Here is a 26,054-nt window from a genome sequence, read left to right as displayed (position 1 = left end):
GTCGTCGTTCGAAGGCCTAGTCGTCGTCGAGGCCCCAGAAGCGGGCGGTGTGGTAGCTGGAGCAGATGGTGTCGCGATAATACGTGCCGATGCTGCCGCACTGTTCGGTGCCGCCGCCCGGGTCGACGGCCAGGCCGTGGCCCATGCCGGAGACCGAGTAGACCTCGACGGCGGAGCGGCCGGAGGCGTCGCCGTACACGCTCCGTGTGGTGCCAACGCCGAGACTCTCCGTACGGGAGGGCGACTGGCCGATGCCCCACACGTTCGTCCACTGGTCGCGCAGTTCGTCCGCGTTGGCCGGCTTCACGGTGGTGTCGGCGGTGCCCTGCCAGATGGCCACGCGCGGCCAGGAGGTCGTGCCGGCCGGAGCGGCCGAGCGCACCAGGTCCCCCCACTGGGCCGGGCTCTTGTCAGGCGGGACGTACATGCAGGTGTAGGCCGTGACCAGGCTGCTCGCACAGCGGGCGGGCAGGCCGGAGTTGACGGCCCCGCCCGCGAAGACGTCGGGATAGGCGGCCAGCATGTTCGCCGTCATGCCTCCGCCCGCGGACAGGCCGGTGATGTAGACGCGCCCGGTGTCGGCGCCGTACAGCGAGACGGCCTTGTCCACCATCTGCTTGATCGACAGCGCCTCGCCACGGCCGCGCCCGCTGTCGCCCGGCTCGAACCAGTTGAAACAGGAGTTGGCGTTGTTGACGCTGCTCGTCTGCGGGAGGACCAGCGCGAAACCGTAGGCGTCGGCGAACTCGGGCCAGCCGGAGTGCGCGTAGTAGTCGTTCGCGCTCTGCGTGCAGCCGTGCAAGGCGACCACCAGCGGGGCGCCGGCAGGCAGTGCGTCCGGCGCGTAGGTGTACATCAGCAGGTCGCCGGGGTTGGTGCCGAAACCGGCGATGTGAGTCAGGCCGGCGGCGGACGCCTGGGGGCTCACGGCGAGCAGACTGCCCGTCAGCGCCACAGCCCCGGCGGTGGTGGCACAACGGCGCATGCGTGCGGCGAGGGTCCGGGAGAAGCGGCGAGCAGGATGCGACTGTCCCATGACGACTGCCTCCTGAGGTTGTGGGGGGGCTCGCCGGTACCGGCAGGATCGGTGACCGGCGTGCGGTGCATCATCGGCGCTCACGTGCCGACGTCGGCATGGGCGGGACAGCCACCGGTGACGAGAACCTGTGTGACGGCACGACATGTTCGGACCCTTGAAGCGTCGTGTACGGCATCAGCCCACAGGCCCGCGGGGGAGAGCCGAAGCGCCGCGCACAAGGCACCGCGGGTGGTGGTGCCGGCGACTACGACGTGACTCTGGAAGGTGGTCGGCAGCCCCATATGCCGCGGCGAAGCCGCGCCATAGCGTCCGGCGCATCCCCCCACCCGACCCCGGAGGTTCTGGATGCCCTTCCCTCCCCGCCCCTGGCCACGCTCCCGGAGACGAGGCGGACCGGCGGCCCTCGCCCTGACCGCCCTCGTCCTCGCACCCGGGCCCGCCACCGCGGCACCGGTCAGTCCGAGCGGCCACCACTGCGCGCACCTCACACAGGTGCGCGTACCAGGGGCCGAGCACCAGCGGGCGGCCTGCCTGGACGAGTTGACCACGGCCGGGACGGTCGCCTCCGGCCACACCGACCCGGCCGACTGGGCGGGCCTGACGCCCAAGGACCTGCCCGTGCCCAGCGGGGTCCCCGGCGTCCAGATCGACGGCTATTTCCCCGACACGTCAACCACCAACACCAACAACGGATGGAACCACGACGCCCAGTTCGTCATACGCCTGCCCGACCGCTGGAACGGCGGTCTGGTGGTCGCCGGCACCCCCGGCAACCGGGAGCAGTACGCCAACGACCGGGCCATCGCCGACTGGGTGCTCTCCCGCGGCTTTGCCTACGCCGCCACCGACAAGGGCAACACCGGCCTGGCCTTCCACCGTGACGGCAGGAAGCCGGGCGACGCCATCGCCGAATGGAACGACCGGCTCACCCAGCTCACCCGCGCCGCCCGCGCCACGCTCACCCGGCACTACCACCGACCGCCGTCGCGCACCCTGGTGACCGGCATGTCCAACGGCGGATACCTCGTACGCTGGCAGTTGGAGAACCATCCCGGCCTCTACGACGGAGGAGTCGACTGGGAGGGCACCCTCTGGCGCGCCGACGGCCCCACCCTGCTGGACTTCCTGCCCGGGGCGCTCCGCCACTACCCCACGTACCGCACCGGGGGCGACGAAGCCGAAGGGGCACGCAGAGCCCTGCACGCCACCGGCTTCCCGGCCGGTTCCGAGTTCCTCTGGCCGTACCACCACCAGGTCTACTGGGACCTGACCCAGCGCATCTACCGCGGGGAACTGGACCCCGGTTTCGACGGCCCGACCGAGGCGGGCACGCCCTTCTGCGCGCCGGGCACGCCGGCCTGTGACGCCGACTACGACTTTGCCTCCCGTCCGGACGGGGTCCGCAAGGCCGTGGAGAAGATCGCTCTGACCGGCCGGATCGGCAAACCGCTGATCACCCTGCACGGCACCCTGGACGTCCTGCTGCCGATCGCCGAGGACTCCGACGTCTACGCCCGCATGGTGCGCCAGGCCGGCCGCGACCGACTGCACCGCTACTACCGCATCGAGGGCGGCACCCACACGGACGCCCTCGTCGACACCTACCCGGAACGCCTGCGCCCGCTGACGCCGTGCCACCGCACGGCCTTCGCGGCCCTGGAGAGCTGGCTGACGCAAGGACGCCGCCCGCCCGCCTCCCACACCGTCCCGCTGCCCGACGATGCAGACCCCGTCACCCGCCTGAGTACCTGTTCCCTGACCACACGCGCGGACGCGACCCCTCCGCCCACATACCGGTGATTTGTCCCGGCTGTATACGGCGAGGAGTTCGCGCCGGGGCGACTGCCCCGGAACGGGTCCTCAACGCGTATACCCGCCTTGGGCGTTGCCAGCGACGATTCCCCTGTACCCGCCTGCCTCTCGCAGAACCTGCGGGGATCCGACGAAGACCTTGCGGGCTGGGCAGAGGATGATCGCGCTGTCGCAGCAGGCGTACACGTCCTCCATGAGGTGGGTGGCCAGGACCACGGTCTGCCCCCCCGGCGACGCCCCCGCACTCTTCCTCATCCACGGGATTCATCGGGCTCAGCCCGAGAATGTCGAGAAAGCGCCGCCGGCTCCGTCCCAGGGACATCAGCACCCGCTCGCTCAACCGGCCGACTCGAGGAAGAAGGAGAAACCAGCATGGCGATTCAGCGGATGGACAACGTCGGCATCGTCGTCGAGGACATGGACGCCGCCATCGCGTTCTTCGCGGAACTCGGCATGGAACTGGAGGGCAGGGCGGTGGTCGAAGGCCCCGTCGCCGACCAGTGCACCGGACTCGACGGCGTCCGCTGCGACATCGCGATGCTCCGCACCCCGGACGGTCACAGCCGGATCGAGCTGGCGAAGTACCGCAGCCCCGCGGTGATCAGCGCCGGGCCGCGCAACCGGCCGCACAACGTCCTGGGCACGCACCGCGTCATGTTCGCCGTCGACGACATCGAGGACACCGTGGCCCGCTTGCGCCCGCACGGTGCCGAACTCGTCGGCCGGATCGCCCGGTTCGAGGACAGCCATCTGCTCTGCTACCTCCGCGGCCCGGAGGGCATCATCGTCGGACTCGCCGAGCAACTGCGCTGAGGTGGGCGCGTCACCGGCCGGTGCAGGCGGCGGAGGAATGGGTACCTGCGTCCGGCGGCCCGTCGACGACGGGCTCTGAACGGTGTGCGCGTGCGGAGTGGGGAGATCCAGGTGGGGTTGCGCGAGGTGCGGGAGACTCGGGCGTTTCGAGGCTGTGCCCGGATTCTGGCGGGCCGCTACCGCCTGGACGGGCTGCTCGGTTCAGGCGGTGCGGCTGACGTCCACCGCGGCTTCGACCTGAGACTGCGGCGGCCGGTCGCCGTGAAAGTCTTCCGCCCCGGCAGCGGCTTCGACACGGAGGAGGCTTTCCGCAGCGAGGCCGAGATCCTCGCCCGGTTGCAGCATCCGGGCCTGGTGACCGCCTTCGACGCCGGACACCATGACGGCGAAGCCTTCCTGGTCATGCAGTTGATCGACGGGCGCACCCTCAAATCCCGCATAGCCGAGGGCCCCCTGACGTGCGAGGCCGCAGCCGCACTCGGCGCGGCACTGGCCGAGGCTCTGACCCATGCCCATGAGGAGGGGATCGTCCACCGGGATGTCAAACCGTCCAACATCATTCTTGACTCTTCCGGACATCCCCATCTGACGGACTTCGGCATCTCCCGGCTGCTCGATGCGACGACACGCACCGCCACCGGCGCCCTGACCGGCACGGCGGCCTATCTCGCCCCCGAACAGGTGCTGGGCCGGCCCGTCGGCCGCCCCGCCGACGTCTATGCCCTCGGCTTGGTCCTCCTCGAAAGCCTCACCGGCCGACTCGAATACGACGGTGGCCCCTTGGAGGCCGCGATCGCGCGCCTGCACCGCCAACCGGCCCTCCCGGACTTCCTGCCCGACGGCTTCGCCGCCCTCCTCCGGGACATGACCAGCCTCGAAGAAGACGTGCGCCCCAGCGCGGCCGACTGCGCCCAAGCCCTGGCCCGTCTCTCCGGAACGACCTCAGCAGACCCCGCCGCACCCGTTGCCCGCTCCGCGCTGAGCGCCGTACCTTCCACGGTCGCGCATCGCGCCGACAGCACACACGGGAGCATGTCGCCCGCCGTGCCCGCGCCCGCAAGCCTGAGCACGTCAACGGGCCTCGCTGGGGGGATGTCCCGGCCCGCGACGACGTGGGGCCGCATCCGTTCGCGGGGCGTGGCGGCTGCTCTGGCCGCCCTTCTCGCCGGCGGCCTGGTGGTCACCGAAGGCTTCTCACACCGCGGCGCCACAGGCGAAGCGGCCCCCTCCGCCCCCGATCCGGTCGCCCCCTCCACACCTCCCGAATCGGCCGCTCGCGACGATGACACGCCCTCCACCTCGGCGCCTCCGCCCAGCCCCTCCGTCTCAGACCGGCCGATGGACGATTCCGTACATGTGCGCAGCGCTCGTCCGCCCTCTGACGGCCCGGATCCCGGCACCGACCGGGCCGCTGGTCACAGCACCTCTGAGCAGGCCGCGGCCAAGGCAGACGCGAACGCCAGAGCAAACGCCCACGGAAAGATCCCGGGAGAAGGCCGAAAGAACCAGAAGGGCAAGAAGGCAGCACATGCCAAGTAGAAGGACAGGACTGAGCAGCCCGGTGTTCCACCGGCCGTCCTGTCGTCGTCTGGCGTGGAAGACGTCGGAGCGGCTGTATGCGGCGTCGGCCGTCAGGTGGTCGAGCTTTGTCAACGCGTGGATTGACCGGGCCTCCACCGGGATAGGCCCAGGAACGGCCTGCGACCCATTGGGTGATGGAGGTGAAGTCGGCGGTGAAGACGACCGGCATGAAAAGCCGGACGACCGGGATCCGAAGACGAGCCGGCCGGTAAGAAATCTGCCAAAAAACACCTGTACTGTGAACTGATGTGAAGTAGAGGACTTCGCTACCTACACCTGATGCCTCTCCGCTCCGGGCACCGCACACGCCGGAGTCCCCCCAGGAAGTCGACCGCGATGGTCGGCGACGAGGCGGTAGACGCCGTGAGCGGCCCAGCGCACGGGCGGCAGGGTGAGAACGGCGCCGGCGACGGACCACACGCCGCCCGCGCTCAGCAGCATCTTCGCCACGGCCTGCGCTCCGCCGTACACGCGCCCGTGGGGCGTCACCCACAGGGCCTCGTAACGGGCACGCTCCGCAGTGACGCCGAGCGATGCGAGATCAGCGTGCTGCCATGCCACAACCTCGCACCGGGGCCGCACCAGACGCTGGACGGCGCCCACCGACGTGGTGCAGAAGCCGCAGTCCCCATCGAAGATCAGCACTGGTCGCATGCGCACCCCTCCATCGTGCCGCACCGGCATCCGCACCCGGGCGGGAGGAGGGCACTGGGTGATCGAGATACCTGTCATCTCCGACCCATGGTTACCCGCAGAAACCCTTTCCCCACGGCCCCGCTTCCTCCACTATGAGCCGTCATACCCGCCGGTAAGTCAGGTTTCCGAGCGGGCCGCAAGGCTGCAAGGAGGCGGCGGGATGGCTCGGGCCGACGACAAGGATCGTGGCGGTGTGGAGCCCGGTCACGGGATGCACGCGGACGCGCCCGACGCGCGGCTCGCCGAGCTGCTGCGCGCCGATACGGTCTCGGCGTTCCCAGCGCTCCAGGAACTGCGGGCCCGCCATCATCCGCACGTCCTCGCCTACGCCCGGCTGTGCAGCCCCAACGAGTCCATGGCGAGGCAACTGGCCGCCCAGGCGTTCACGCTGGCCGCCCGACAGGCCGCCCGCGGCATCGACCCCGGACTGCCCTGGCGCCACCGACTCCTCCTGCTGGTCGCCCGGTCGGCCGGGACCTGGGCCGAGGACGGGCGGGCGGCCGGTCTGGACGCAGGGCTGCTGCTCGTCCTGAACACGACCGGTCCCTCCGGTGTGCTCCCCTCCATGCTCACGGCGTTCCAGTCCTTGCCTCCCCGCACTCAGGGCCTGCTCTGGTACGGGATCGTGGAGCAGGAGCCCGCCGAGCGGACGGCCGCCCTCCTCGGTCTGACCCGGGAGGACGTCACCTACGGAACGGACCCGGCGCTGCACCAGCTGGCCCGTGCATGCCTGCGCACACGCCTCGCGGCCTCCGAGGACCCGGACTGCTCCGACTTCGGCCGCCTCATCGAGGAGTCCGTACGACCCGACAACCCCCGTGACAGCGCCGATCTGCATGCCCACACGGCGCGTTGCCCGCACTGCACGACGGCCTACGCCGAGCTGTCTGCCCTGCGGGACGCACCGCGCACGGCGCTTGCGGAGGGGCTGCTGCCGTGGGGCGGCACGGCGTACGCGGCAGCCGAGCGGGAGGACGGGGGCACCGCCGTGGGGCGGAACCCGCCGGGACGTGCCGGAACCGGGCGGGGTCCGGAGGAGCGGGGTGGGGCACCGGATCGCCGACGCACCGTGCTGGTGTCGGCGGCGCTCGGGGTGGCCTTGCTGCCGCTGGTGCTGTTTCTGACCGCGCAGGGCGGATCCCCGTCGCGGGGTCCGGCGGTCGCGGCGAGCGCGCCGGTGAGCGTGCCGCCGATGGCGGTCGCGGTGACGGTGACGGCCACCGTGTCGGCGAAGCCGAACTCGCCCTCACCGTCGCCGACTTCACCCTCGCCGTCGCGGAGCTCGAAGGCCCCGACAAGAAGCCCGTCACCGACGAAGACGACGAGCCCGAAGCCCCGGCCCTCCTCCGCGCATCCACCCGCGGGCTCGTTCGCGCAGGTCGTGAACGTCGGGTCGGGGCTGTGCCTGGACGTGGGTGGTGCCTTCGACGACGGGACCGACGTGATCACGGCTCCCTGCTCCACGTCGCGCACGCAGCGCTGGCGCGTCGACGACGACCGCGGGGTGCTGCAATCGGCCGCGGATTCCGACTTCTGCCTGGACAGTCGGGGAGCGACGCACCGGGGTGTCGGCATCTGGAGCTGCGACTCGGTGGAGGGCCGCAACGGCCGGAACCTGATGTTCGTGGTGGACGAGGAAGGCCTGATCCGCCCCTCCATCGCCATGGGGACGGCCGTCACCCCGGACGGCGGCGCCGGGGACGGACTGTCGCTGGAGCCGGCGCACGGGGGCACCGGGCAGCGGTGGCGGGCAGGGGCTGCCTGATCGGACGGGAGGGTTCAGTGGCCGGCGGCAAGCTCACCGGTGAGCTTGCCGTGGAGGTCGGCGCTGGGGTGCCATGGTGAAGGAGGCGAACAGGCCGATGGCCGGTCGACACCGGCGATGATCGAGAACGAGATCGCCTCGGGGATCAAGGCGAGCGCCACGACCAGGCCCCCGAGGACTTCGGTGCGCCAGACCTTGGGGTCGAGATCCAATCGGGCTTCAGACCATGCAGACGCGCGGCCGGGGACACGGCATAGGCGGCAGCAGACACGAGGGAAAGAGCTGTCGGGCTCGGGCACACCCTGCGGGAGGCCGGGGTGTGCGGGGGGTGTGGAGGGGCCGGGTCGGCACCCCGCGGGTCGGCTGCGCCGGGCCTGTGGGAAGTGCGGCCGGGCTCACATCCGGGGGCGAAGCGTCACGGCGGGCAGGCGGCGGCATCGGGCGTCATGGGCTCGCGCACGCTTCTCTCCTGAAAGAACCGGATCCTCACCGGAGCGCCAGAGGCCCCCACATGACAACGGTGGGGCAGCAGCATCCCGCCTCTCACCACCGGCAACTCTACCCCGACGTCAGGTAGAGGTCGGGGGATCCCCTGCGGCCGACCCGGCGGGGGAATTCCGCCGGGTCGGCCGATTCATCGGGTGCGAGTGGTACCGCGGTGGGTGTTCAGCAGCTCATGGCCCACCTGTGGGAGTCACCCCGGTCGTTGGCGACGCCGTTCCAGTTGACCTCCTGGCCGGGCGCGAGGCAGATGGTCATGTCACCGCGCTGCCCGGCGCTCTCGAATACCTGGACAAAGCTGGGGATGCCGGGGCCCGCGATTCCGTGGTTGGCCCAGGAGGAGTCGGTGTCGGCGATGTAGCCCTCCCACCAGCCGTCGTCGCCCGACCAGTTGGCGCGCTGCCCCTGGAAGTCGACGTTCTCCCAGGCACAGAAGTGGCCGCTGGGGCAGTCCGCGGCCGACGCCGTGGCGGCGGTGGTGAGGGGGCTGCCGGCGGCGAGGAGCAGCGCGGCGGCAAGGAGGGCGGGCTTCTTCATCGGTTCGTGCCTTTCTCATGTGCGGACCGGAGGATCATTCGGGCGGTGCGGACGGCGTGCGCCCGCAGTTCCCGGTAGGCGGTCCGCTCGCCTGCCGGAGCCCTGCTCTTGAGGTTGTTCACGGTGGTCGAGGCGCGGAACCAGCGCTCCTGGTCGCCGTAGAGGCGCTGCTGGGCCTGGGCCAGGCAGCCATCGGTGTGCTGGCGGACCTCGGGACCGCCGGGCAGGGTGAGGGAGAGCTCGGCCCGGCCGGTCCCGAACAGCGCGTCGCTGACGCGGCTCTGCTCCTCGGCGTCGGGCGGGCGCTGTCCCGGACGCGGCGGGGTCAGGCCCTGGCCGGACAGACAGCGGTCGGTCAGCAGGAGCTGTGCGGCCTTGACGGTGTCGTCGGCGGTGAGCGCCGGAGCGTCCGGGGCCGTGCAGGCGGTCACGACGCACAGCGAGGCGAGGAACGCGACGGCCGTCGCGCGGCGCGGGTGCGTAGGCATGGAAGAACTCAAGCCGTCCGGCGGCCCGTCGGGGGGCCAGGCAGCACAGGGAAGATCGTTCGCATGATCAACCCAACGGGGACGGAGGGGCCGCAGGACACGGCGGGGCTCGGCCCTTCACTCCAGAGAGCGGCGCTCGGGGGGCAGTACCCCGCGCGAGCAGCTCCGCCCGGGCGCCCCGCTCACATCGCGAGCACGCGATGTCCCCGGCGCGGTGAAGCAGTTCGCCGGACGGCCCCGCACCGGCTGTGCACGGTCTCCGCCGTGCACAGGGCCATGGCGCGCTTCGGGCTCGACCTGACGACGCACGCGCACCAGGTGCCGCACAACGCGGCCCGGTCCGGCCCCCATTCCTCGACAGAGGACCGGGGCCCGGACCGGGCGGTGTGTGCGTGACTCCAGCTGTGCGGCAGGACGTGGGTCAGCCCCGGGTGAGGCGGACCGCCACCGTCTCGCCGACCGTCACCGGCCGGCTGTAGTCCGGGTCCGTCGCCGTCGCGCGGCCCTCGACCTCGACGTCCCCCTTCTGGAAGGGGACCGAGCCGGTGGGTACGGCCTTACCGGTCCAGGCGACCGGTGCGCCGGGGGTGCAGGACACCGACGTGGAGAAGGAACCGCGGATGAGGTCACGCTTCTTCACCTGCGTGACGTCGCCTGCCACGGTCACCTGCACCGGCTTGTTGCAGCTCACCGTGCCGTTGATGGTGGCCTTGCCGTTGAGGGAGCTCGCGGTGCCGGCCAGGGCGATGTCGAGGCCCAGGCCGAGTTCCGCCGGCGGGGCCGGGTTCTCGATGTGGACCTCGCCACGCGCGGCCGCGGTGCCTCCCTCACAGTGCTGTTCGAAAGTGGCGTCGAGCTTCTTCACGTAGCCCTGGGGGCCGAACTCCACCGCCGAGATGGTGAAGGTACCGGTGAGCTGGTTGCAGCCGCGGCCGTTGCCGCTGAGCGACAGGCCCGGTTCGGTCCCCTCGTTGAACGGGTAGCGGGTGGCTCCCGTGTAGGTCCCGGGCGTCAGGGTCTTGCCGGACGGCGCCCCGAGGTTCAGGGTCCACCAGTCGCCGTTCGCTCCGTCGACGGAGACGGTGACCACCCGGTTGTCGGTGTCGCCGGAGACGTTCATGCGGTCCTGGGACGCCGTCGCGTAGGCGTAGGACTGGCCGCCGCTGATGTAGTCGCCCTCGTCGCCGCCGAAGCTGAAGGAGCCGTCGGTGACCGGCGTTGCGTGCGCTTCGGCACCGGAGAGCAGGCCGGTGGTGCCGGTGGCCATGGCCAGTGCCAGCGCGAGGGTGGCGGTGGCACGCGCCAGGACGCGTCTGGGCAGGCTGAAATTCATCGATGTTCCCCCTGGTGAGATGACATGAGCCCCCGTTTCGCCGAGAGTCTGCCAACCAGAATGATCTGCGACAACTGCGTTTCCGGTGTCGGCAGTTGATGTTTCAGCCAACATCCGGTGACCGGCCTGGCGCGTGGGGCGGAGGGCTCAGTGCTCGCAGAGGGAGAACTCGCGTTCGTAGAGCTGCTCGTTGTGTTCGTCGACGAAGAACTTGCGTTCCTGCATCAACTGTTCGCGGTGGTTCCTGGCCTGGTCGAGCGTCATCGTCGAGGTGTCGGACCACGGTTGCTGCGGGGGTACATCGGAGGTCGAGACGATCGTTTCCGACGGGTCGACCAGGAAGAACGCGAGAATCTTGCGGTGGCCCGGCCGGGTGGGGTCCGCGAGACGGAATGAGTCGACCCGGTGTTGCAGGATGTTCGGGAACGCAAGGCAGCGGCCCGCTGGAGTCGACGCCGACCCCAGCACCTGGTTCAGCGCGTCTTCGTCCTCCAGGCCGTAGACCGCCCGCAGGCCGTTGTCGTCGTTCTGCTCGTAATCCGGGTCATCGAGTGCCGCCCGGAAACCCAGCCGGCTCTCGGTGATGTTCTCGCTGTCCCAGTAGTAGATGGCGGTGGAGACGATCCGCTCGTTCAGCATTCCCTCGACATGCCAGGATCCGCCGCGGTACTCGGGCTTGTCCGGTGTGAGGTGGATGGTGGCGAGCTTGACGATGACCTGGAGACGGCGGCCGCGCAGGCCGACCCGGGCGGATGCCTCGGGCCGCTCGGGCGGAATGAAGGCCGGGGCGTCGGGAAGCACGGGGCGGCGGTTCTCCCACCAGTCGTCCTGCGCCACCTCCCAGGCGCGGAGCGCTTCGGTGTAGGCCCCGTCGTCGCTGTAGGAGGCCTTGTCCGGGTACTCCGGCTCCGAGTCGTACCAGCCATAGGGATCGGCCTCGATCCGCAGCGGCCGCGGATGGCGCAGATCGGTGAGCACGTTCTCCAGCAGCGGGAGCATGCGCGCGAACAAGTCCGGCAGGACGGCGGCCAGTTCACGGTGCTTCTCGGGGTGGATGTTGTTGACGTACGAGGCGAAGGCGACATCGCCGTTGTCACTGACGTCGACGTCCGTGGGCAGCCACTGGTATTTCTCCGAGAACTCGTACTTCGAGTAGCGGTTCGTCGGGTTCCGCCATGCCCGCTCGGGCGCGCCGCTCACCCCTCTCACCAGACAGAACAGAGAGGGGTGAACCAGATCCAGTACCTGGCCGTCGGATCCGGGATGCCAGTCCAGTTCTGCTTCGGGGACCGCTTCCAGGAGCTGAACCGCCCTGCGCAGCCGCGATCTGAGCGTGTCGTCGATCACCTCGTCCGACTGCCACACCCCGTCCACGGCGGACACCTCGACGCCGGTTCGCCCGTCTCTCAGCGCGGCGTAGTGCACGAGTTCGTCCAGCACATAGCGAACTTGCGCCTCGGTGAGGCCCTGGGCGATCGCTTCTCGCGTCCACCTCGCGACGATCTCGGCATCGTGCATCTTGGCGAACCACCCCGGCTTCGCCCGGATGTGTGCGCTGCACTGCATCATCTGGAGTTCCCGCAGCGTTCGCGGCGGCGCGAAGGATATGGACTGGGAAGCGTGGAAGGGCAAGGGGAAGGCGGTCAACCCGGTCAATTCTCTTGGTCCTCACGGTCGGTGCGTGGAGGCCGGAAGAATACGTCAGCGGACTGACACTGCTGCCGTGGACAGGGCGCCAGGGGGCCAGGCGGGCATGGTGGAAACGGCACCCCCTGCCGGGAACGCCCGACGGGCCCGCTGCTGTCGCGGGCCCCGTCGGGATCGTACATCCGGTCAGGCGGTTGCGGGCTGTGTCCGGTCGAGGACGGGTTCGAGGCGCACGATGATGCCCTTCGACGTGGGCTGGTTGCTGATGTCGGCGACGCTGTCGAGCGGCACCAGGACGTTCGTCTCCGGGTAGTAGGCGGCGGCCGAACCCTTGGCGGCCGGATAGGGCACGACCTCGAAGTTCTCCGCCCGGCGTTCCGAGCCGTCGCCCCAGACGCTCACCAGGTCGACGTGGTCGCCCTGAGCGAGACCGAGTTCGGTCAGGTCGGCCGGGTTGACGAGCACGACGTGACGGCTGCCGTGGATGCCGCGGTAGCGGTCGTTGTCGGTGTAGGGGATGGTGTTCCACTGGTCGTGCGAGCGCAGCGTCTGCAACAGCAGATGCCCCTCGGGTGCCCGGGGGACCACGCGCTCGTTGCTGGTGAACACAGCCTTGCCGACCTTGTTGTTGAAGACGCCCTCGTTCACCGGGTTGGGCAGTTGGAAGCCTCCGGGGCGGGTCACCCGTGCGTTGAAGTCGTGGAAGCCCGGCACGATGCGGGAGATGCGGTCGCGGATGGTTCCGTAGTCGCCCTCGAACATGTCCCAGGGAATGTCCGCCTTGCCGTTCACAGTACGGCGGGCGAGCCGGCACAGGATGGCGACTTCGCTGAGCAGCAGCGGGGAGGCCGGTTCGAGGCGGCCCTGGGAGGTGTGCACCTCGCTCATGGAGTTCTCGACGGTGACGAACTGCTCACCGTCGGCCTGCACGTCACGCTCGGTGCGCCCCAGGGTCGGCAGGATCAGCGCGGTGTCGCCGCAGACGGTGTGCGAGCGGTTGAGCTTGGTGGAGATGTGGGCGGTCAGCCGGCACGAGCGCATCGCCTCCTCGGTGGCCTCGCTGTCGGGAGCGGCGCGGACGAAGTTGCCGGCCAGGGCGAGGAAGACCTTGACCCGGCCCTCGCGCATCGCCTTGATCGAGTCCACCGAGTCCAGACCGTGCGGGCGCGGCGGGTCGAAACCGAACTCCTTCTGCAGGGCGTCGAGGAAGGTGTCCGGCATCTGCTCCCAGATGCCCATCGTGCGGTCGCCCTGGACGTTGCTGTGGCCGCGCACCGGACAGGCACCGGTACCGGCGCGCCCCAGGTTGCCGCGCAGCATCAGGAAGTTGACGATCTCCCGGACGGTGGGCACACCATGCTTGTGCTGGGTGATGCCCATCGCCCAGCAGACGATGACCCGTTCGCTGTCGAGGACCTCGTCGCGGACCTTCTCGATCTCCGCACGGGTCAGCCCGGTCGCCGTGCGCACGTCGTCCCAGTCGACGGTGCGGACGTGCCGGGCGAACTCCTCGAAACCGGTGGTGTGGGCGTCGATGAAGTCGTGGTCCAGGACGGAGCCGGGCGCCGCGTCCTCGGCCTCCAGCAGAAGGAGGTTGAGGGCCTGGAACAGGGCGAGGTCGCCGCCGGGCTTGATATGCAGGAAGCGGTCGGCGATCTGGGTGCCGCGTCCGAGGACCCCACTTGCCTTCTGCGGGTTCTTGAAGCGCCGCAGCCCGGCTTCCGGCAGCGGATTGACCGCCACGATCCGGCAGCCGTTCCGCTTGGCCTCCTCCAGGGCGCTGAGCTGGCGCGGGTGATTGCTCCCCGGGTTCTGCCCGACCAGGAAGATCAGGTCGGCGTGGTGGAGGTCGGTGAGGCTGACGGTGCCCTTGCCGGTCCCCAGGGTCTCGCTCAGGGCGAAGCCGCTGGACTCGTGGCACATGTTGCTGCAGTCGGGCAGGTTGTTGGTGCCGAAGGCGCGGGCGAAGAGCTGCAGGACGAAGGCGGCCTCGTTGCTGGCGCGGCCGGAGGTGTAGAAGACGGCCTCGTCAGGGGAGTCCAGCGCTTTCAGTTCCTGCGCGAAGACGCCCAGGACGTCGTTCCAGCTGATGGGCTCGTAGTGCTCGGAGCCGGGCCGCTTGATCATCGGCTCGGTGAGCCGGCCCTGCTGGTTGAGCCACATGTCGGAGCGGGCGGCCAGATCGGCAACGCTGTGCTCACGGAAGAAGTCGGCGGTGATCCGGCGCGTGGTCGCCTCGTCGTTGATGTGCTTGGCGCCGTTCTCGCAGTACTCGTTGCGATGCCGCCGGCTCGGGGCAGGGTCCGCCCACGCGCAACCGGGGCAGTCGATCCCGCCCACCTGGTTCATGGCCAGCAGGTCCACCCCGGTCTTGCGCGGGGAGGTCTGCTCCAGGGAATACTCCAAGGCGTGCACGACCGCGGGAACGCCGGCCGCCCACTTCTTCGGCGGTGTCACGGAGAGGGTGGTCTCCGGCTCCTCACCGGGCGGGTTCTGCATCGGTTCGCCTTTCTCTTGCCGGGTCCGGCACGCAGGTCAGCCGACAGGCCACTGGGCCACGCGGCTCCTGGGCGGTTCCGGATGGTCGTGCTGCACGCGGCCGTTGCGGATGGTGCCGCGCCAGGCCCCGCCCTCCTGCCCCAGACCTTCGATGAACCGCTTGAAGTTCATGAGCTCCCCGCGCACCGACCGGGCCGTCAGCCGGGTGGCCCTGGACGAGCGGGTGAGGATCCTCGCGGCTCCCCGCGGTTCCAGGAGCATCCGGACGGTGATCGCGGTGCCGCCGGACGCCGTCGGCCTGAACTCGACCTCCCCCTGATGGGAGGGGTGCTGCTCCAGGCCTCGCCAGGCCAGGTAGGCGTCGGGGTCCTGCTCCACGATCTCGACCGCGAAGCGGTGGCGCAGGGGGCCGTAGCCGATGGTCCAGGCGGTCATGGTGGGCCGGATCTGCTCGACTCCGTGCACCACGGTCGAGAACCGCGGGAAGGTCTTGAACTGCGTCCACTGGTTGTACGCCGTCCGCACCGGCACCGCGACCTCGACCGTCTCCTCGACGTGCCGTTGCCGCAGCGGACGGCGGCGCCTGACGCCGTCACCGTGCCTGCGCGTTCCCGGCGTGTCCGGCACGGCCTGCGGAGCGTCGTCCTTGTGCGCCATCGTGGTCTCTCTTCCGGGGCGAGGCAGCCCGGCGGCCTCCGGGCGCCCGTCCTCCCCTCGTAGGGCAGGTCTCCTCTCCCGGTTCCCACATCGTGCACTTCGAGACACACCGGTACCCGCGGATCCGGCGGGATCCCGCCCGGGGGAGGAGCGGGCCGTTCACGAGACCGGCCCGAGGCGGCTCCGGCGGGATCGTTCAGGCGTGTGCCCGAGGCGGGCTGCCCGCGCTTCATGCTCACCAGACGTCCGCATGCACGCCCCCGCCCCACCGTTTACCGTGAATCACGTGCGTTGCGCCCCTGTGGCAACCCGACTGTGGCGAATGCAGGTGGTGTCCGTGAACCGGATGGCGTCGTTGTGTACCCCCGGGAGCGGGGCGCGGGACTGCACGCTGGGTCACCCGCTGCGCCGTACGAGCGGTAGTACGGACCACCAGGACCTGCTGGAGGCCAAGGGCATCGATCTGACGTGTCCGGCGGGCCGGCTGCCGGGCATCTGGACCCAGTGATGGGCCGGAGCCGTCCGGCACCTGCCGACTCGCCCCGCCCACGACGTCGCTCAGGACGGTCCGTCCTGCCCGTGCTCGTCCCCATCGCGGCTCTGATCGTGGTGGCGGTGGCCATCGGATCGTGGCTGCAGTTCACCGAGCGGCAGGCGGTCGACGCGGTGCACACCGTCGGCTCCTCGGCCGCCGACCGGGTGGATGTGGAGGCCGTCGTCCAGAGCGTCGACGCCGCGAACAGAGAGCTGGTCCTGCGCGTCTGGGTGACCCCGCGCGGGGCCCTCGGCGAGGCGGGCGGGGCGGCCCCGGTGGCCGATCTCAGCCTCCAGACCTCGGGGGCGACCCTCAGCGACCTGAAGTTCGCGGCGCATGAGCGGCTCTCGACGAGTGACGTGCAGGTCGCGCTCACCGGCGGATCGATCAGCGACTACCCGTTCGACACCTATGAGACCGACATCGCGTTCCGGGCGGAGATGGGCGGCGAGCAGGTGCCGGTGCGGATGCTGTTCTCCAACAACGACACGCTCTTCTCGATCTCCGCGGAACCCGCGTCGTCACGGCAGGAGGCCGTTGCTGCGTTGGCGCTGTCCAGATCGGGCAGCCTGCTCGTCTTCGCGGTCTTCATGATGGTGGTGATGTGGGCGCTGGCGGCATCCGTGCTCATCGGGGCCTGGTACCTGACGACCAGCAGCGAGGGACTGGTCTGGCCCGGCCTCGCCTGGATGGCCGCCACCCTGTTCGCCCTCGCCGCGTTCCGCAACACCGCCCCGGGCACACCCCCGATCGGCTGCGTGCTGGACTGGTTCGCCTTCCTGTGGGCCGAGTCCGTCATCGCCCTGTGCCTGATCACCGTGGTCATCACGGGCGCCGACAAGGCCCTTCGCCAGACCGCGCCGCCCTCGTAGTGCTCTGCATGGCGGGCAGGGTGCCAGCGACGAACCCGGGACCGGCTACGGACGCGGCCGCCCTGCTCGCCATGCATCGCGCGGGGCGGGGGACACGAGGCGGTATGGCGAGAAGAGTCGGGAACGAAGCGTCGGCGGAATCGGTGGAACAGGGCGGCGGACAGGAGGGAACCGCACTCAAGCGCGCCCTGACGACCCCACTGCTGTACTTCTTCATCCTGGGCGACGTGCTCGGCGCCGGCGTGTACGTCCTGATCGGCCAGGTCGCGGCCGACGCCGGGGGAGCGGTCTGGGTGCCGCTGGTCGTCGCGCTGCTGCTGGCCTTGCTGACCGCTGCCTCCTACGCCGAGCTGGCGACGAAGTATCCGCGGGCGGGCGGGGCCTCCCACTACACGACCCGCGCTTTCGGACCGTTTGCGGGATTCATCGCGGGCTTCTGCATGCTGGCCGCCGGCGTCGTCTCCGTGGCCGCTCTCGCCCGCGGCTTCGGCGGCGGCTACCTGTCGGTCTTCGTGACCCTGCCCGTGGGACTCGTCGCCGTGCTGTTCCTGGCCCTGCTCGCCCTGGTGAATGCGCGGGGCATCAAGGAGTCGACCCGCGCCAACGTCGTCGCCACCGTCATCGAGGTGGGCGGACTGGTCGTCATCGTCGCCCTCGGCGCGTGGCTGCTGCTGCGCGGCGACGGCGACCCCGGACGGCTCATGCAGCTGGGCACGCCGGAGAAGGGGGCGGCGGCGGCCGTGCTGAGCGGCTCGGTACTGGCGTACTACTCCTTCGTCGGGTTCGAGACCTCGGTGAACGTCGCCGAGGAGACCCGCGACCCGCGGCGCTCCTATCCGCGCGCCCTGTTCGGCGCCCTCGCCACCGCCGGGGCCGTCTACGTGCTGGTGGGCATCGCCGCGTCCGCAGCGGTACCGACCGCCCGGCTGGCCGGGTCGAGCGGGCCACTGCTGGAAGTCGTGGAGGAGGCAGGCGCCGTGCCGTCCCGTCTGTTCAGCGCCATCGCGCTCGTCGCCGTGGCCAACGGCGCGCTGCTCACCGGCATCATGTCCTCACGCCTGGCCTACGGTATGGCGAAGGACGGACTGCTGCCCACCGCGCTGACCAAGGTGCTGCCACGCCGCCGCACACCGTGGGCCTCGATCGCGGTCACCACGCTGCTGGCGATGCTGCTGGCGCTCACCGGCAGCGTCGCGACCCTGGCCTCCACCTTGGTGCTGCTGTTGCTGCTTGTCTTCCTCATGGTCAACACGGCGGTGCTGGTCCTTCGCCGAGACCCGGGAGAGGCCGACCACTTCCGCACTCCAACCGTGCTGCCCGTGCTCGGCATCGCGTCTTGTGTCGTGCTCGCCACGCAGATCGAGGCACAGGTGTGGCTGCGCGGACTTGCGATCGTGGCCGTCGGCGCGGTGCTCGGCGCGCTCACCGTCGTCCAGCGAAACAGGAGAGACGAGAGGGAAGGCGGATGGGCGAGGTGAGGCCGTGCCCCCGGCCGAGGTCGTCAGTGCAGCGGCTTGTCCAGGACCGCCTTGCGGTGGCTGAAGGTCTCGATGGAGTAGCGGCCGTGGTAGTTGCCCATGCCGCTCTCTCCCACCCCGCCGAACGGCAGGTCGGAGACGGTGAGATGAGCGAGCGGCAGGCCGTGGCCCAGTCCGCCCGAGGAGGTCTCGGCGGCGAACCGGCGCCGCGTCCCCTCGGACTCGCTGAAGACGTACAGGGCGAGCGGCTTGTCCCGGTCGTTGATGAAGTCGATCGCCTCGTCGACGCCGGGGACGGTGACGATCGGGAGGATGGGGCCGAAGATCTCCTCACGCATGACGGGCGCGTCGGGCGAGACGTCGGCCAGGACAGTGGGTGCGATGTACTTCGCCGCCCGGTCGCTCGTGCCGCCCACTACGGTGCGGCCGGAGTCGAGCAGGCCGGTGAGCCGGTCGAAGTGCCGTTCGTTGATGATCCGCCCGTACTCGTCGGAGGCTGCCGGGTCGCTGCCGTACAGCCCCCTCACGGCGTTCACGAGCAGCGGTTCCAGCGCCGCCGCGGTCTCCGGATCGGTCAGGACGTAGTCGGGGGCGACGCAGGTTTGTCCGGCGTTGAGGAACTTGCCGCGGGCCAGCCGGTCCGCGACGACCGCCAGGTCGGTGTCGCGGTCGACGAACGCCGGTGACTTGCCGCCGAGTTCAAGGGTGACCGGCGTGAGGTGCTCGACGGCGGCCCGCAGCACGATACGGCCGACCGTGCCGTTGCCGGTGTAGAAGATGTGGTCGAAACGCTCGGCCAGCAGGGCGGTGGTCTCGGGGACCCCGCCCTCCACCACGGCGACCGCGTCGGTGTCGAGGTACGCAGGCAGCAGCCGGGCCAGGACGGCGGACGTGGCGGGGGACAGTTCGCTCGGCTTGGCGACCACCGCATTGCCGGAGGCCAGAGCCCCGACCACGGGGGCGAGCAGAAGCTGGGCCGGGTAGTTCCAGGGCGCGATGACGAGGACGACGCCGAGGGGGTCGTACTGCGTCCAGACCGATACGTCGCCGCCGAGGTGGGCCGGGGCCGGAGCGGGCTCCGGGCGCAGCCAGTCGGCGAGGTGGTCGAGGGTGTGGTCGATCTCGCGGACGGTGAAGTCGATCTCGGTGCGGAAGGCCTCTGTGGCGCTCTTGCCCAGGTCCGTGTGGAGGGCGGCTGCCAGGTCCGTGCCGTTCTCGGTGAGCATGTCACGCAGCCGGCGCAATTGGGACATGCGCCACTCGACCGGCTTGGTCCGGCCGGTACGGAAGGTGGCGCGCAGGCGGGCGACGACGTCGGCGGGCTGCTCAGGGGCGGAGTGGTTCACGGGTACCTCACAGGCTCACAGTCAGTGTATATACCAACCTTCTGCCCGCTCCGCTGCATTCCATCGTTCCGGGACCGCATCCGTGCCGTGTGTCACAGCGGGTTGAGCATCGGACCGCCGTGGGAGACCCACGCGTCAAGGCGTCGGCATGACAAGCTGTGCCTTCCAACGCCCGAGCCCAGGAGGTCACCATGGCCGCAGAGTCTCCATCACCCGAAGGTTCGGAGCCGGCTGACGCCGAGAGCCCTGCCCTCACGCCCGACGCCGACGGTCAGTACGATCTGAAGCGCAAGTTCCGGGAAGCTCTGGCCCGTAAGCGCGGTATGCAGGCCGCGGATGCCGCCGACCTCGCCGCGAGTCCTCACGCGTCGAAGATCCGCGGCGCGCACGGCCCGGCTGCCGGCCAGCGGTCGTTCCGGCGTAAGAGCGGCGGCTGAGCCGGTAACCGGCACTGAATGAGACTCGGCAGGACACGGCCCGGCCGCATGGGCCCATGAGTGGGCTGCGCCCTGCCGAGTGGCCGGCTGTAAGGGCGCCGCTACTGGCCGTTCCCACCGCCTCCCGAGCCCCTCACTTGGGCACGGGAGGCATGCGTGGCATACGGCCCGAGTCGGTCACCCCAACCCGGGCCCGCAAACGACGTCCGGTTCAGAGAGCGCCGCAGTCGGCGATGGTGATGGTCGCCGAGGTGCGGCCGGACCGTGAGCCGTAGCTCTCGATCTTCCGTACGACCTCCATGCTGCTCTCGTCGGCGACCTCACCGAACACGACGTGCTTGCCGTCGAGCCATGACGTCACGATCGTGGTGATGAAGAACTGCGAGCCGTTCGTGTTCGGGCCGGCGTTGGCCATGGAGAGCTGGCCCGGCTTGGTGTGCTTGAGCGTGAAGTTCTCGTCGGCGAACTTCTCGCCGTAGATGCTCTTGCCGCCGGTGCCGTCGCCACGGGTGAAGTCGCCGCCCTGGAGCATGAACTCCGGGATCACGCGGTGGAAGGACGAGCCCTTGTAGCCGAAGCCCTTCTCTCCGGTCGCCAGCGCGCGGAAGTTCTCCACGGTCTTGGGGGCGACGTCGTCGAACAGGTTCATGTTGATCCGGCCGGCGGGAACGTCGTCGATGGTGATGTCGAAAAAGACCTTGATAGTCATGCCTCCATCTTGACACCTGGAGCCCGCCGGGTCGGCCCGGGGACCCCGAGGCCCCCTCCGCCGGCCTACGGACCCGTGGTGGCCTGGTCTTTTCGCGGTCGTCGCATGATCATCATCCGGCACTTCCGTGGCCCGGGCGGGGACGAAACGGATCGACACAGCTAGGCTTTGACAGTGGTCAACTCCCTTATAGGTCCTGACGAGCTGGTGCTCCGGGTCTCGCGAGCGCATGCCCGGGCGCTTGAACTGGCCGATCAGCTCGACGGCCGGCAGAAGGACGCAGCGTCTGCCCTGCCCGGGTGGAGCCGTGGGCATGTCCTCCAGCACCTCGCCGACAATGCCCGTGCCTTCGAGCGGCAGGCACTGGCCGCTCTGCGCGGTGAGCTCATCGACATGTACGACGGCGGTCAGGGAGAACGAGACCGATCCATCGCGCGTGGTGCCGCCCGGCCCATAGCCGAGCTACGTGAGGACCTGGTTCTGGCCCAGCGGACGCTGGAAGACGCGTGGAGCCGGCTGACGGCGGCGGACTGGCGGCGCCCGGTCCGATTCCGCCATGCCACGGTGCTGGACACCGCGCTGGCACGCTGGCGAGAGGCGGAAATCCATGCCGTCGACCTCGCGCTCGACTACCGCCCCCGCGACTGGCCGCCCGCGTTCGCCCTCCACGCACTGGACTTTCTCGCGGACCGCGCCCCCGCCGGCATGCGGCTGGTCTTGCGCGCCGTCGACGACGGGTTCACCCGAACCCTGGGCAGCGGGACGACAGTCGAGGTCACTGGAGCAGTGCGTGACCTTGCCGCCTGGATGGCCGGCCGGAGCACCGACGGTCACCTGAGCACGACCGGCCCTCACTTGCCGCACCTGGGTCCGTGGCCGCCGGACCCCGCAGACTGAGCCATCCGTCGGCACGGATGTCGATCGACGGCCCACGTCCTGGCTGCCGGGACCGAGGATCTGGTCCGCGACGGTGCCGGTGGCCCCGGCGTCGGCCGCAGCGCGTGGGCCTCGGTCTCCACCCGGTACGACACGCGAGCAGCCAAGGCGTCGGCCGGCGGGGCACTGAACGGACACACCTGGCCCGGTGCCGGTCCATAACCCTTTGACGGGCGAGCCGCCCAGTGCCGACGATCAGGCCCATGCCTGCCGCCCTGGCGCCGCTGCGCCACCGCCCGTTTCGCCACCTCTTCATCGGTACGACGGCCAACCTGCTCGGCACCGGGGTGGCGACGATCGCCCTGGCGTTCGCCGTGCTCGACGCCACTGGCTCGGTCGGCTCGCTCGGGTTGGTGGTCGGCGCCTACTCCCTCACCAGCATCCTCTTCCTGCTGTACGGCGGAGTGCTGGCGGACCGGCTGCCGCGCGGCCCGCTGCTGGTCGGCAGCAGCACGGTCAGCGCCGCGAGCCAGGCGGTGATCGCCGCCCTGGTCCTCACTCACAGCGCCGCCGTTCCCGTGCTCATGGTGCTCGCCGCGGTCAACGGGGCGGCAAGTTCCTGCTACCAGCCCGCCGCCCAGGCCCTGTTGCCCCAGACCGTGCCGGCCGAGTCCCGCCGCGCCGCCCTCGCGCTCTCCCGGATCGCGAGCAGCAGCGCGATGATCGTGGGTGCCTCGCTGGGCGGCGTACTGGTCGCCGCGATCGGCCCCGGCTGGGGGCTGGCCGTCGACGCTGCCAGCTTCGCGCTCGCTGCCGCGTCCTTCGCGCTGATCCGCGTCCAGGCCGCGCCGGCCGCGCCCAGCCTCGGCTTCGTGCATGAACTGCGGGTCGGGTGGCAGGAGTTCACCTCCCGAAGCTGGGTGTGGGTGATCGTGGTGGCCTTCTGCTTCCTCAACGCAGGCAGCACCGCCTCGTTCGCCGTCCTTGGTCCGGCTGTCGCCGACACCACCGGGATCGGCCGCAGCGGCTGGGGCCTCGTCGTCGCCGCGGGCTCGCTCGGCGCGGTCGCCGGCGGCGTACTCTCGCTGAGCTGGCGACCCCGGCGCGCGATCCTGGTCGGCTGCGCACTGATGGGCCTGACGGCGATGACCCCGCTGCTGCTCGCGCTCGCCCCGTACACCTGGGCGCTGGTCGTGGCCAACTTCGTGGCCGGCATGGGCATCGAGCAGGCCGGCGTCGCCTGGTACTCGACCCTCAACGAGCAGATCCCCGAGGACCGCCTGGCCCGCGTCTACGCCTACGACGACCTCGGCTCCTTCCTCGCGCTCCCGCTCGCCCAGTTCGCCGCCGGACCCGCGGTACTCCTCTTCGGCCTGCACGCCACCCTCTACGCGTCCGCCGCGCTCATCCTCCTCGCCACCCTTGCCATGGTCGCCACCCCCTCCGTCCGCGCGCTGGCCCCGAAGACGCCAGAACCGCTGCCCGTCTCCGAAGATCCGGTCCCTGGCTGAGATTGATCTGACGCGTAGGAATGGACAGGATGCATGGATGGCCTCAACTGCCCGTCCCCTCACCGAGCATGATGATCAGCGGCGGGCCCGCCTTCTGGAGCTGCTCGGCGCCATCGGCCCCTGGGATGACCTGGAGCGAGCCCATCTGGAAACCGCGACGCAGTGGATCGCCGGCGGGGCCCCGGTGTACCGGGTGCGCAAGCCGGATGTTCCCGCGATGCACTTGGTGTGCTACTTCGTCGTCCTCGACGACACCAGCGGCCAGCTGCTGCTCGTTGCGCACCGCAAGGCCGGCTTGTGGCTGCCGGCCGGCGGGCACGTCGAGCCGGAGGAAGACCCGTGGACCACGGTGGTACGCGAATGTCGTGAGGAGCTGGGTCTCCGGGCCACGGCCTCGCAGATCACCGGCGAGCTCCCCTTCTTCCTCACCGTCACCGAGACACGGGGGCAGGGCGTACACACCGACGTCTCGCTCTGGTACCTCCTCAACGCCGATGCCGAGTCCATCACGTCCTACGACCAGGACGAGTTCGACGCGATCCGGTGGCTGACCGCCGAGCAGGTGCTCCAGGAATCGGACGAGCTGCTCGACCCCCACATGCACCGCTTCACCCGCAAGCTCCAGCACGCCCGGCCAGGAAGGCAATGCCGGGGGCGATGACATCAGTGGGCCGGTGCCGCCTGACCCGGCCCCGGCGCCGTGGCCCGGTCCGCGCCCCACGGCTGCTCTGCTCTACCCTCATGGGCATGGCCGGTGCGATTTTCGGCCTGAGCGGCGATGCAATCAGGTCACGTGAGTCTTGTGAACACCGGGCCATGGCCCGGACAGAGGCGCTCGCACTCCCTGGGCCCCGTGGACCGCTGCACTCGACTGAATGCCTGTCAGGGAGGACCGTTGCACCACGACGAGCGAGCAGAGCGACCCGGAAGCCATGGCGAGCACCAGATCCAGCGTGAGGTGGGAACAGTCGACCGTGCAGATCGGTTCTACAGCGAACAGGTGCTCGACCGGCTCAACTCGCGGATGACGGAGTTCGTAGCCCGTCAGGAGATGTTCTTCCTCGCCACGGCGGACGGGCACGGGGAGTGCGACAGCACGTTCCGGGCCGGACCGCCCGGTTTCCTCCAGGTGCTCGATGCCGCGACCCTGGCATACCCGGAGTACCGCGGGAACGGGGTCATGGCCTCGCTCGGCAACATCCGGGAGAACCCCCACGTCGGCATCCTGATGATCGACTTCTCCCAGGACCGTATCGGCCTGCACGTCAACGGCCGCGCCCAGCTGGTTACCGACGAGGCCATGCGCCGTAAGTACCCCGGCCTCCCCGTCGACCCGGTCCCGGGCCGCCGTCCTCAGATGTGGGTGGAGGTCGAGGTCGAGGAGGCCTACATCCACTGCTCGAAGCACATACCGAGGCTGGTCAAGGCACCGCTGCGGCAGAGCGTCGACGGAGCGCAGGCTGCGGCCGGTGACGACGGGCAGGCGTGGGGCACGGACGACGTCAGGCGCAAGGGCGGCGACTACTTCGGAGCGGCGGCCCGACGACGCGGGCTGGCTCAACGCTGAGAAGGAACACGGTACGAACACGGAGGCGGTGCTTCTCACCGGGCGGTGTTCGGCGCCGATGTCGGAGAAGAGGACCTCGGACAACAAGATCTACATCAGCGGTGTCCAGGGAAGCGGCGAGGACGCCTGGGGGTCATGCCCCGGCACGAGGCGGAGGCCCACTACCTGCTGCGGGCCCCGCTCAACGACCCCGAGCACGTCCTGCAGCAGATCGCCGCGATGCGCAAGATCTCCCGGGAGGGGACGGAGAACGCCCAAGGGGTGCGCGCCGTGCGTTACCGCGGCATCCTCGACCACCGGACCGCCACCCTGCGCATGGCCACGGAAGTGCGCACGAGGAGGGACCAGGCCCGCGACGCCGTGGGCAGCGATGTGCCGGTCTTGGCGGACGCGTGGGTCGACGCCCCAGGGCGGCTGGTGCAGATACGCATGAATGTGGACATGTCTGGTGCGCGGGTCACGCTGACCATGGCCCTATCGGACATCGGCAAGCCGGTGCGTGTGCGGGTCCCGCGGGCCTCGGACACGGTCCCCGTCACCGAGGTCGGCGGCATCCTGAACGGCTGAGCCGGAAGGTTGCCAGTCCCCGGATTCACGTTCTTCGACTCCATCGACGAACAGGCGCCGGCCGGCACTCCTGGCGGCCATGAGCGTTCGCCGCCCTGCCCCTCGACCCAGGTCGACGAGAAGCCATGTCGCGCTCCTGGCGTGAACAGGGCGGGCCGCATCCTTTCTCGGGATGCGGCCCGCCACAGATGCGGCTTCAGCAGCCGTCCACCCAGCGGTGTGAGCGGAACCGGTCCACGACGTTCACCGTCGCGCCGGGCGCGACGCACACCGGTGGGCCGGCGAAGCCCCGCTGCCGGTGGAAGGCCACCGGGGTGGAGCCCTGGTTCCGGATGGACCGCACGGGCTCGGTACCGATCCACGAACAGCGCACCGGGCCGTCGTACCAGTTGGGGTCGTCCTCGGACGACTGACAGCGGTCACCGCTGCCCAAGCTGCCGCTGTAGAAGCAGACGTATCCCGTAGGGCAGCCCTGATCCCGGTCCTCGGCCGCCTGGGCGTTTCCGGGCATCGCGACGACGGCCAGGGCGGCGACGGCGACACCGCTCACTGCCGTACGGGCGCGCGCCCTGTGTCCCCCCGCGTTCCCGCGCACCACGGTCAGCAACATAAACGGGCCCGGTCGAAGCTCTGGACTTGCTCAAGAGGTGCTTCAGGCCAGCACAACGCCGGGCATACTGCGGGCAATCCGGGCGCAGTCCGGCGGAGGGGGCGTCATGTTGATCGCATTCGTATGGGTGGGCGTGTTCGTGTTGGCGCTCGTAACGGTGACCACCTGGATGGTGCGC

At 70.2% G+C, this 26,054-nt stretch carries 23 protein-coding genes and 2 pseudogenes; 12 read left to right on the top strand and 13 right to left on the bottom strand.

From position 1 onward, the window contains the following. Window positions 1–16: 16 nt before the first annotated feature. The gene (locus OO68_RS14620) at window positions 17–1,036 is read right to left on the bottom strand and encodes an extracellular catalytic domain type 1 short-chain-length polyhydroxyalkanoate depolymerase (protein WP_403551620.1); all 1,020 of its coding nucleotides are present in this window, start codon (window positions 1,034–1,036) and stop codon (window positions 17–19) included. Between the two features lie 348 nt (window positions 1,037–1,384). Here OO68_RS14620 and OO68_RS14615 point away from each other — a divergent pair, with 348 nt between their 5' ends. From OO68_RS14615 to OO68_RS44030, 3 genes are all read left to right on the top strand, one after another. Next, window positions 1,385–2,839: a 3-hydroxybutyrate oligomer hydrolase family protein gene (locus tag OO68_RS14615; protein WP_033308781.1), complete on the top strand. Its 1,455-nt coding sequence runs from the start codon at window positions 1,385–1,387 to the stop codon at window positions 2,837–2,839. Between the two features lie 384 nt (window positions 2,840–3,223). Then, window positions 3,224–3,664 carry a VOC family protein gene (locus tag OO68_RS14605; RefSeq protein ID WP_033308779.1) on the top strand — a complete coding sequence of 147 codons (441 nt, stop codon included), beginning with the start codon at window positions 3,224–3,226 and terminating at the stop codon, window positions 3,662–3,664. A gap of 111 nt (window positions 3,665–3,775) precedes the next feature. Next, window positions 3,776–5,203 carry a serine/threonine-protein kinase gene (locus OO68_RS44030; protein WP_078625303.1) on the top strand — a complete coding sequence of 476 codons (1,428 nt, stop codon included), beginning with the start codon at window positions 3,776–3,778 and terminating at the stop codon, window positions 5,201–5,203. A 9-nt stretch (window positions 5,204–5,212) separates the two neighbouring features. Here the strand turns inward: OO68_RS44030 and OO68_RS47640 are convergent. Both OO68_RS47640 and OO68_RS14595 read right to left on the bottom strand, forming a co-directional pair. Continuing rightward, window positions 5,213–5,414 (bottom strand): annotated as a pseudogene (locus OO68_RS47640) (beta-glucanase); the annotation flags it as partial. A 101-nt stretch (window positions 5,415–5,515) separates the two neighbouring features. Next, entirely contained in the window at window positions 5,516–5,905 is a 390-nt protein-coding gene (locus OO68_RS14595; RefSeq protein WP_033308778.1) for a thiol-disulfide oxidoreductase DCC family protein, read from the bottom strand. 196 nt (window positions 5,906–6,101) lie between these two features. Here OO68_RS14595 and OO68_RS14590 point away from each other — a divergent pair, with 196 nt between their 5' ends. After that, window positions 6,102–7,706 carry a ricin-type beta-trefoil lectin domain protein gene (locus OO68_RS14590; protein ID WP_033308777.1) on the top strand — a complete coding sequence of 535 codons (1,605 nt, stop codon included), beginning with the start codon at window positions 6,102–6,104 and terminating at the stop codon, window positions 7,704–7,706. A gap of 69 nt (window positions 7,707–7,775) precedes the next feature. Here the strand turns inward: OO68_RS14590 and OO68_RS14585 are convergent. From OO68_RS14585 to OO68_RS14555, 7 genes and pseudogenes are all read right to left on the bottom strand, one after another. After that, window positions 7,776–7,956, bottom strand: a pseudogene (locus OO68_RS14585) (SulP family inorganic anion transporter); the annotation flags it as partial. 416 nt (window positions 7,957–8,372) lie between these two features. Continuing rightward, window positions 8,373–8,744, bottom strand: coding sequence for a peptidase inhibitor family I36 protein (locus tag OO68_RS14580; protein WP_033308775.1), 372 nt, complete (start codon window positions 8,742–8,744; stop codon window positions 8,373–8,375). Next, window positions 8,741–9,232 (bottom strand): hypothetical protein, encoded by a 492-nt coding sequence (locus OO68_RS14575; RefSeq protein WP_033308774.1) that lies wholly within the window; start codon window positions 9,230–9,232, stop codon window positions 8,741–8,743. Before OO68_RS14575 ends, OO68_RS14580 begins: the two co-directional genes overlap by 4 nt. A gap of 421 nt (window positions 9,233–9,653) precedes the next feature. Further along, window positions 9,654–10,565, bottom strand: coding sequence for a hypothetical protein (locus tag OO68_RS14570; RefSeq protein ID WP_033308773.1), 912 nt, complete (start codon window positions 10,563–10,565; stop codon window positions 9,654–9,656). Window positions 10,566–10,712: 147 nt separating this feature from the next. Further along, window positions 10,713–12,221, bottom strand: a complete 1,509-nt coding sequence (locus OO68_RS14565) for a DUF4246 domain-containing protein (protein WP_078625302.1) — start codon at window positions 12,219–12,221, stop codon at window positions 10,713–10,715. Between the two features lie 177 nt (window positions 12,222–12,398). Then, a complete protein-coding gene (locus OO68_RS14560) occupies window positions 12,399–14,711 on the bottom strand; it encodes an FdhF/YdeP family oxidoreductase (RefSeq protein ID WP_033308771.1) in 2,313 nt (770 codons plus the stop codon). A 36-nt stretch (window positions 14,712–14,747) separates the two neighbouring features. Beyond that, a complete protein-coding gene (locus OO68_RS14555) occupies window positions 14,748–15,368 on the bottom strand; it encodes an SRPBCC family protein (RefSeq protein ID WP_033308770.1) in 621 nt (206 codons plus the stop codon). A gap of 573 nt (window positions 15,369–15,941) precedes the next feature. Here OO68_RS14555 and OO68_RS14545 point away from each other — a divergent pair. Continuing rightward, window positions 15,942–16,775 (top strand): DUF4436 family protein, encoded by an 834-nt coding sequence (locus tag OO68_RS14545; RefSeq protein ID WP_033308912.1) that lies wholly within the window; start codon window positions 15,942–15,944, stop codon window positions 16,773–16,775. Window positions 16,776–16,879: 104 nt separating this feature from the next. Beyond that, window positions 16,880–18,253: an APC family permease gene (locus OO68_RS14540; RefSeq protein ID WP_078625300.1), complete on the top strand. Its 1,374-nt coding sequence runs from the start codon at window positions 16,880–16,882 to the stop codon at window positions 18,251–18,253. Between the two features lie 23 nt (window positions 18,254–18,276). On the opposite strand, the gene OO68_RS14535 is transcribed toward OO68_RS14540, so the two are convergent. Next, complete coding sequence (locus OO68_RS14535; RefSeq protein ID WP_033308767.1) at window positions 18,277–19,599, bottom strand: aldehyde dehydrogenase family protein; 1,323 nt, start codon at window positions 19,597–19,599, stop codon at window positions 18,277–18,279. A 191-nt stretch (window positions 19,600–19,790) separates the two neighbouring features. Between OO68_RS14535 and OO68_RS44020 the strand changes: the two genes are divergently transcribed. Continuing rightward, window positions 19,791–20,036 (top strand): DUF5302 domain-containing protein, encoded by a 246-nt coding sequence (locus OO68_RS44020; protein WP_078625299.1) that lies wholly within the window; start codon window positions 19,791–19,793, stop codon window positions 20,034–20,036. Between the two features lie 211 nt (window positions 20,037–20,247). Here the strand turns inward: OO68_RS44020 and OO68_RS14530 are convergent, their stop codons facing one another. Further along, window positions 20,248–20,745 (bottom strand): peptidylprolyl isomerase, encoded by a 498-nt coding sequence (locus tag OO68_RS14530; protein ID WP_033308766.1) that lies wholly within the window; start codon window positions 20,743–20,745, stop codon window positions 20,248–20,250. A gap of 174 nt (window positions 20,746–20,919) precedes the next feature. Here OO68_RS14530 and OO68_RS14525 point away from each other — a divergent pair, with 174 nt between their 5' ends. The 5 genes from OO68_RS14525 to OO68_RS14505 all read left to right on the top strand — a co-directional run bounded on the left by OO68_RS14525 (window position 20,920) and on the right by OO68_RS14505 (window position 25,266). Then, window positions 20,920–21,642, top strand: coding sequence for a maleylpyruvate isomerase family mycothiol-dependent enzyme (locus tag OO68_RS14525; protein ID WP_051814629.1), 723 nt, complete (start codon window positions 20,920–20,922; stop codon window positions 21,640–21,642). A 242-nt stretch (window positions 21,643–21,884) separates the two neighbouring features. After that, window positions 21,885–23,132: an MFS transporter gene (locus tag OO68_RS14520; RefSeq protein WP_033308765.1), complete on the top strand. Its 1,248-nt coding sequence runs from the start codon at window positions 21,885–21,887 to the stop codon at window positions 23,130–23,132. Window positions 23,133–23,169: 37 nt separating this feature from the next. Continuing rightward, a complete protein-coding gene (locus tag OO68_RS14515) occupies window positions 23,170–23,793 on the top strand; it encodes an NUDIX hydrolase (protein ID WP_033308764.1) in 624 nt (207 codons plus the stop codon). A 297-nt stretch (window positions 23,794–24,090) separates the two neighbouring features. After that, window positions 24,091–24,699 (top strand): pyridoxamine 5'-phosphate oxidase family protein, encoded by a 609-nt coding sequence (locus tag OO68_RS14510; RefSeq protein ID WP_245236976.1) that lies wholly within the window; start codon window positions 24,091–24,093, stop codon window positions 24,697–24,699. Window positions 24,700–24,834: 135 nt separating this feature from the next. Further along, entirely contained in the window at window positions 24,835–25,266 is a 432-nt protein-coding gene (locus OO68_RS14505; protein ID WP_051814627.1) for a LolA-like protein, read from the top strand. 196 nt (window positions 25,267–25,462) lie between these two features. Here the strand turns inward: OO68_RS14505 and OO68_RS43080 are convergent, their stop codons facing one another. Then, entirely contained in the window at window positions 25,463–25,816 is a 354-nt protein-coding gene (locus OO68_RS43080) for a peptidase inhibitor family I36 protein (RefSeq protein ID WP_051814626.1), read from the bottom strand. Window positions 25,817–26,054: the final 238 nt, after the last annotated feature.

Source organism: Streptomyces iakyrus, assembly GCF_000717055.1.
In the GTDB taxonomy this organism is placed as follows: domain Bacteria; phylum Actinomycetota; class Actinomycetes; order Streptomycetales; family Streptomycetaceae; genus Streptomyces; species Streptomyces iakyrus.
This window is presented reverse-complemented; position numbering and strand designations above follow the sequence as displayed.

What these genes read in the sequence shown, in the direction of transcription:
- OO68_RS14620 (WP_403551620.1), bottom strand. Translation starts at nt 1,036, where the DNA reads ATGGGACAGTCGCATCCTGCTCGCCGCTTCTCCCGGACCCTCGCCGCA.
- OO68_RS14615 (WP_033308781.1), top strand. Translation starts at nt 1,385, where the DNA reads ATGCCCTTCCCTCCCCGCCCCTGGCCACGCTCCCGGAGACGAGGCGGA.
- OO68_RS14605 (WP_033308779.1), top strand. Translation starts at nt 3,224, where the DNA reads ATGGCGATTCAGCGGATGGACAACGTCGGCATCGTCGTCGAGGACATG.
- OO68_RS14590 (WP_033308777.1), top strand. Translation starts at nt 6,102, where the DNA reads ATGGCTCGGGCCGACGACAAGGATCGTGGCGGTGTGGAGCCCGGTCAC.
- OO68_RS14580 (WP_033308775.1), bottom strand. Translation starts at nt 8,744, where the DNA reads ATGAAGAAGCCCGCCCTCCTTGCCGCCGCGCTGCTCCTCGCCGCCGGC.
- OO68_RS14575 (WP_033308774.1), bottom strand. Translation starts at nt 9,232, where the DNA reads ATGCCTACGCACCCGCGCCGCGCGACGGCCGTCGCGTTCCTCGCCTCG.
- OO68_RS14570 (WP_033308773.1), bottom strand. Translation starts at nt 10,565, where the DNA reads ATGAATTTCAGCCTGCCCAGACGCGTCCTGGCGCGTGCCACCGCCACC.
- OO68_RS14560 (WP_033308771.1), bottom strand. Translation starts at nt 14,711, where the DNA reads ATGCAGAACCCGCCCGGTGAGGAGCCGGAGACCACCCTCTCCGTGACA.
- OO68_RS14555 (WP_033308770.1), bottom strand. Translation starts at nt 15,368, where the DNA reads ATGGCGCACAAGGACGACGCTCCGCAGGCCGTGCCGGACACGCCGGGA.
- OO68_RS14540 (WP_078625300.1), top strand. Translation starts at nt 16,880, where the DNA reads ATGGCGAGAAGAGTCGGGAACGAAGCGTCGGCGGAATCGGTGGAACAG.
- OO68_RS44020 (WP_078625299.1), top strand. Translation starts at nt 19,791, where the DNA reads ATGGCCGCAGAGTCTCCATCACCCGAAGGTTCGGAGCCGGCTGACGCC.
- OO68_RS14530 (WP_033308766.1), bottom strand. Translation starts at nt 20,745, where the DNA reads ATGACTATCAAGGTCTTTTTCGACATCACCATCGACGACGTTCCCGCC.
- OO68_RS14520 (WP_033308765.1), top strand. Translation starts at nt 21,885, where the DNA reads ATGCCTGCCGCCCTGGCGCCGCTGCGCCACCGCCCGTTTCGCCACCTC.
- OO68_RS14515 (WP_033308764.1), top strand. Translation starts at nt 23,170, where the DNA reads ATGGCCTCAACTGCCCGTCCCCTCACCGAGCATGATGATCAGCGGCGG.
- OO68_RS14505 (WP_051814627.1), top strand. Translation starts at nt 24,835, where the DNA reads ATGCCCCGGCACGAGGCGGAGGCCCACTACCTGCTGCGGGCCCCGCTC.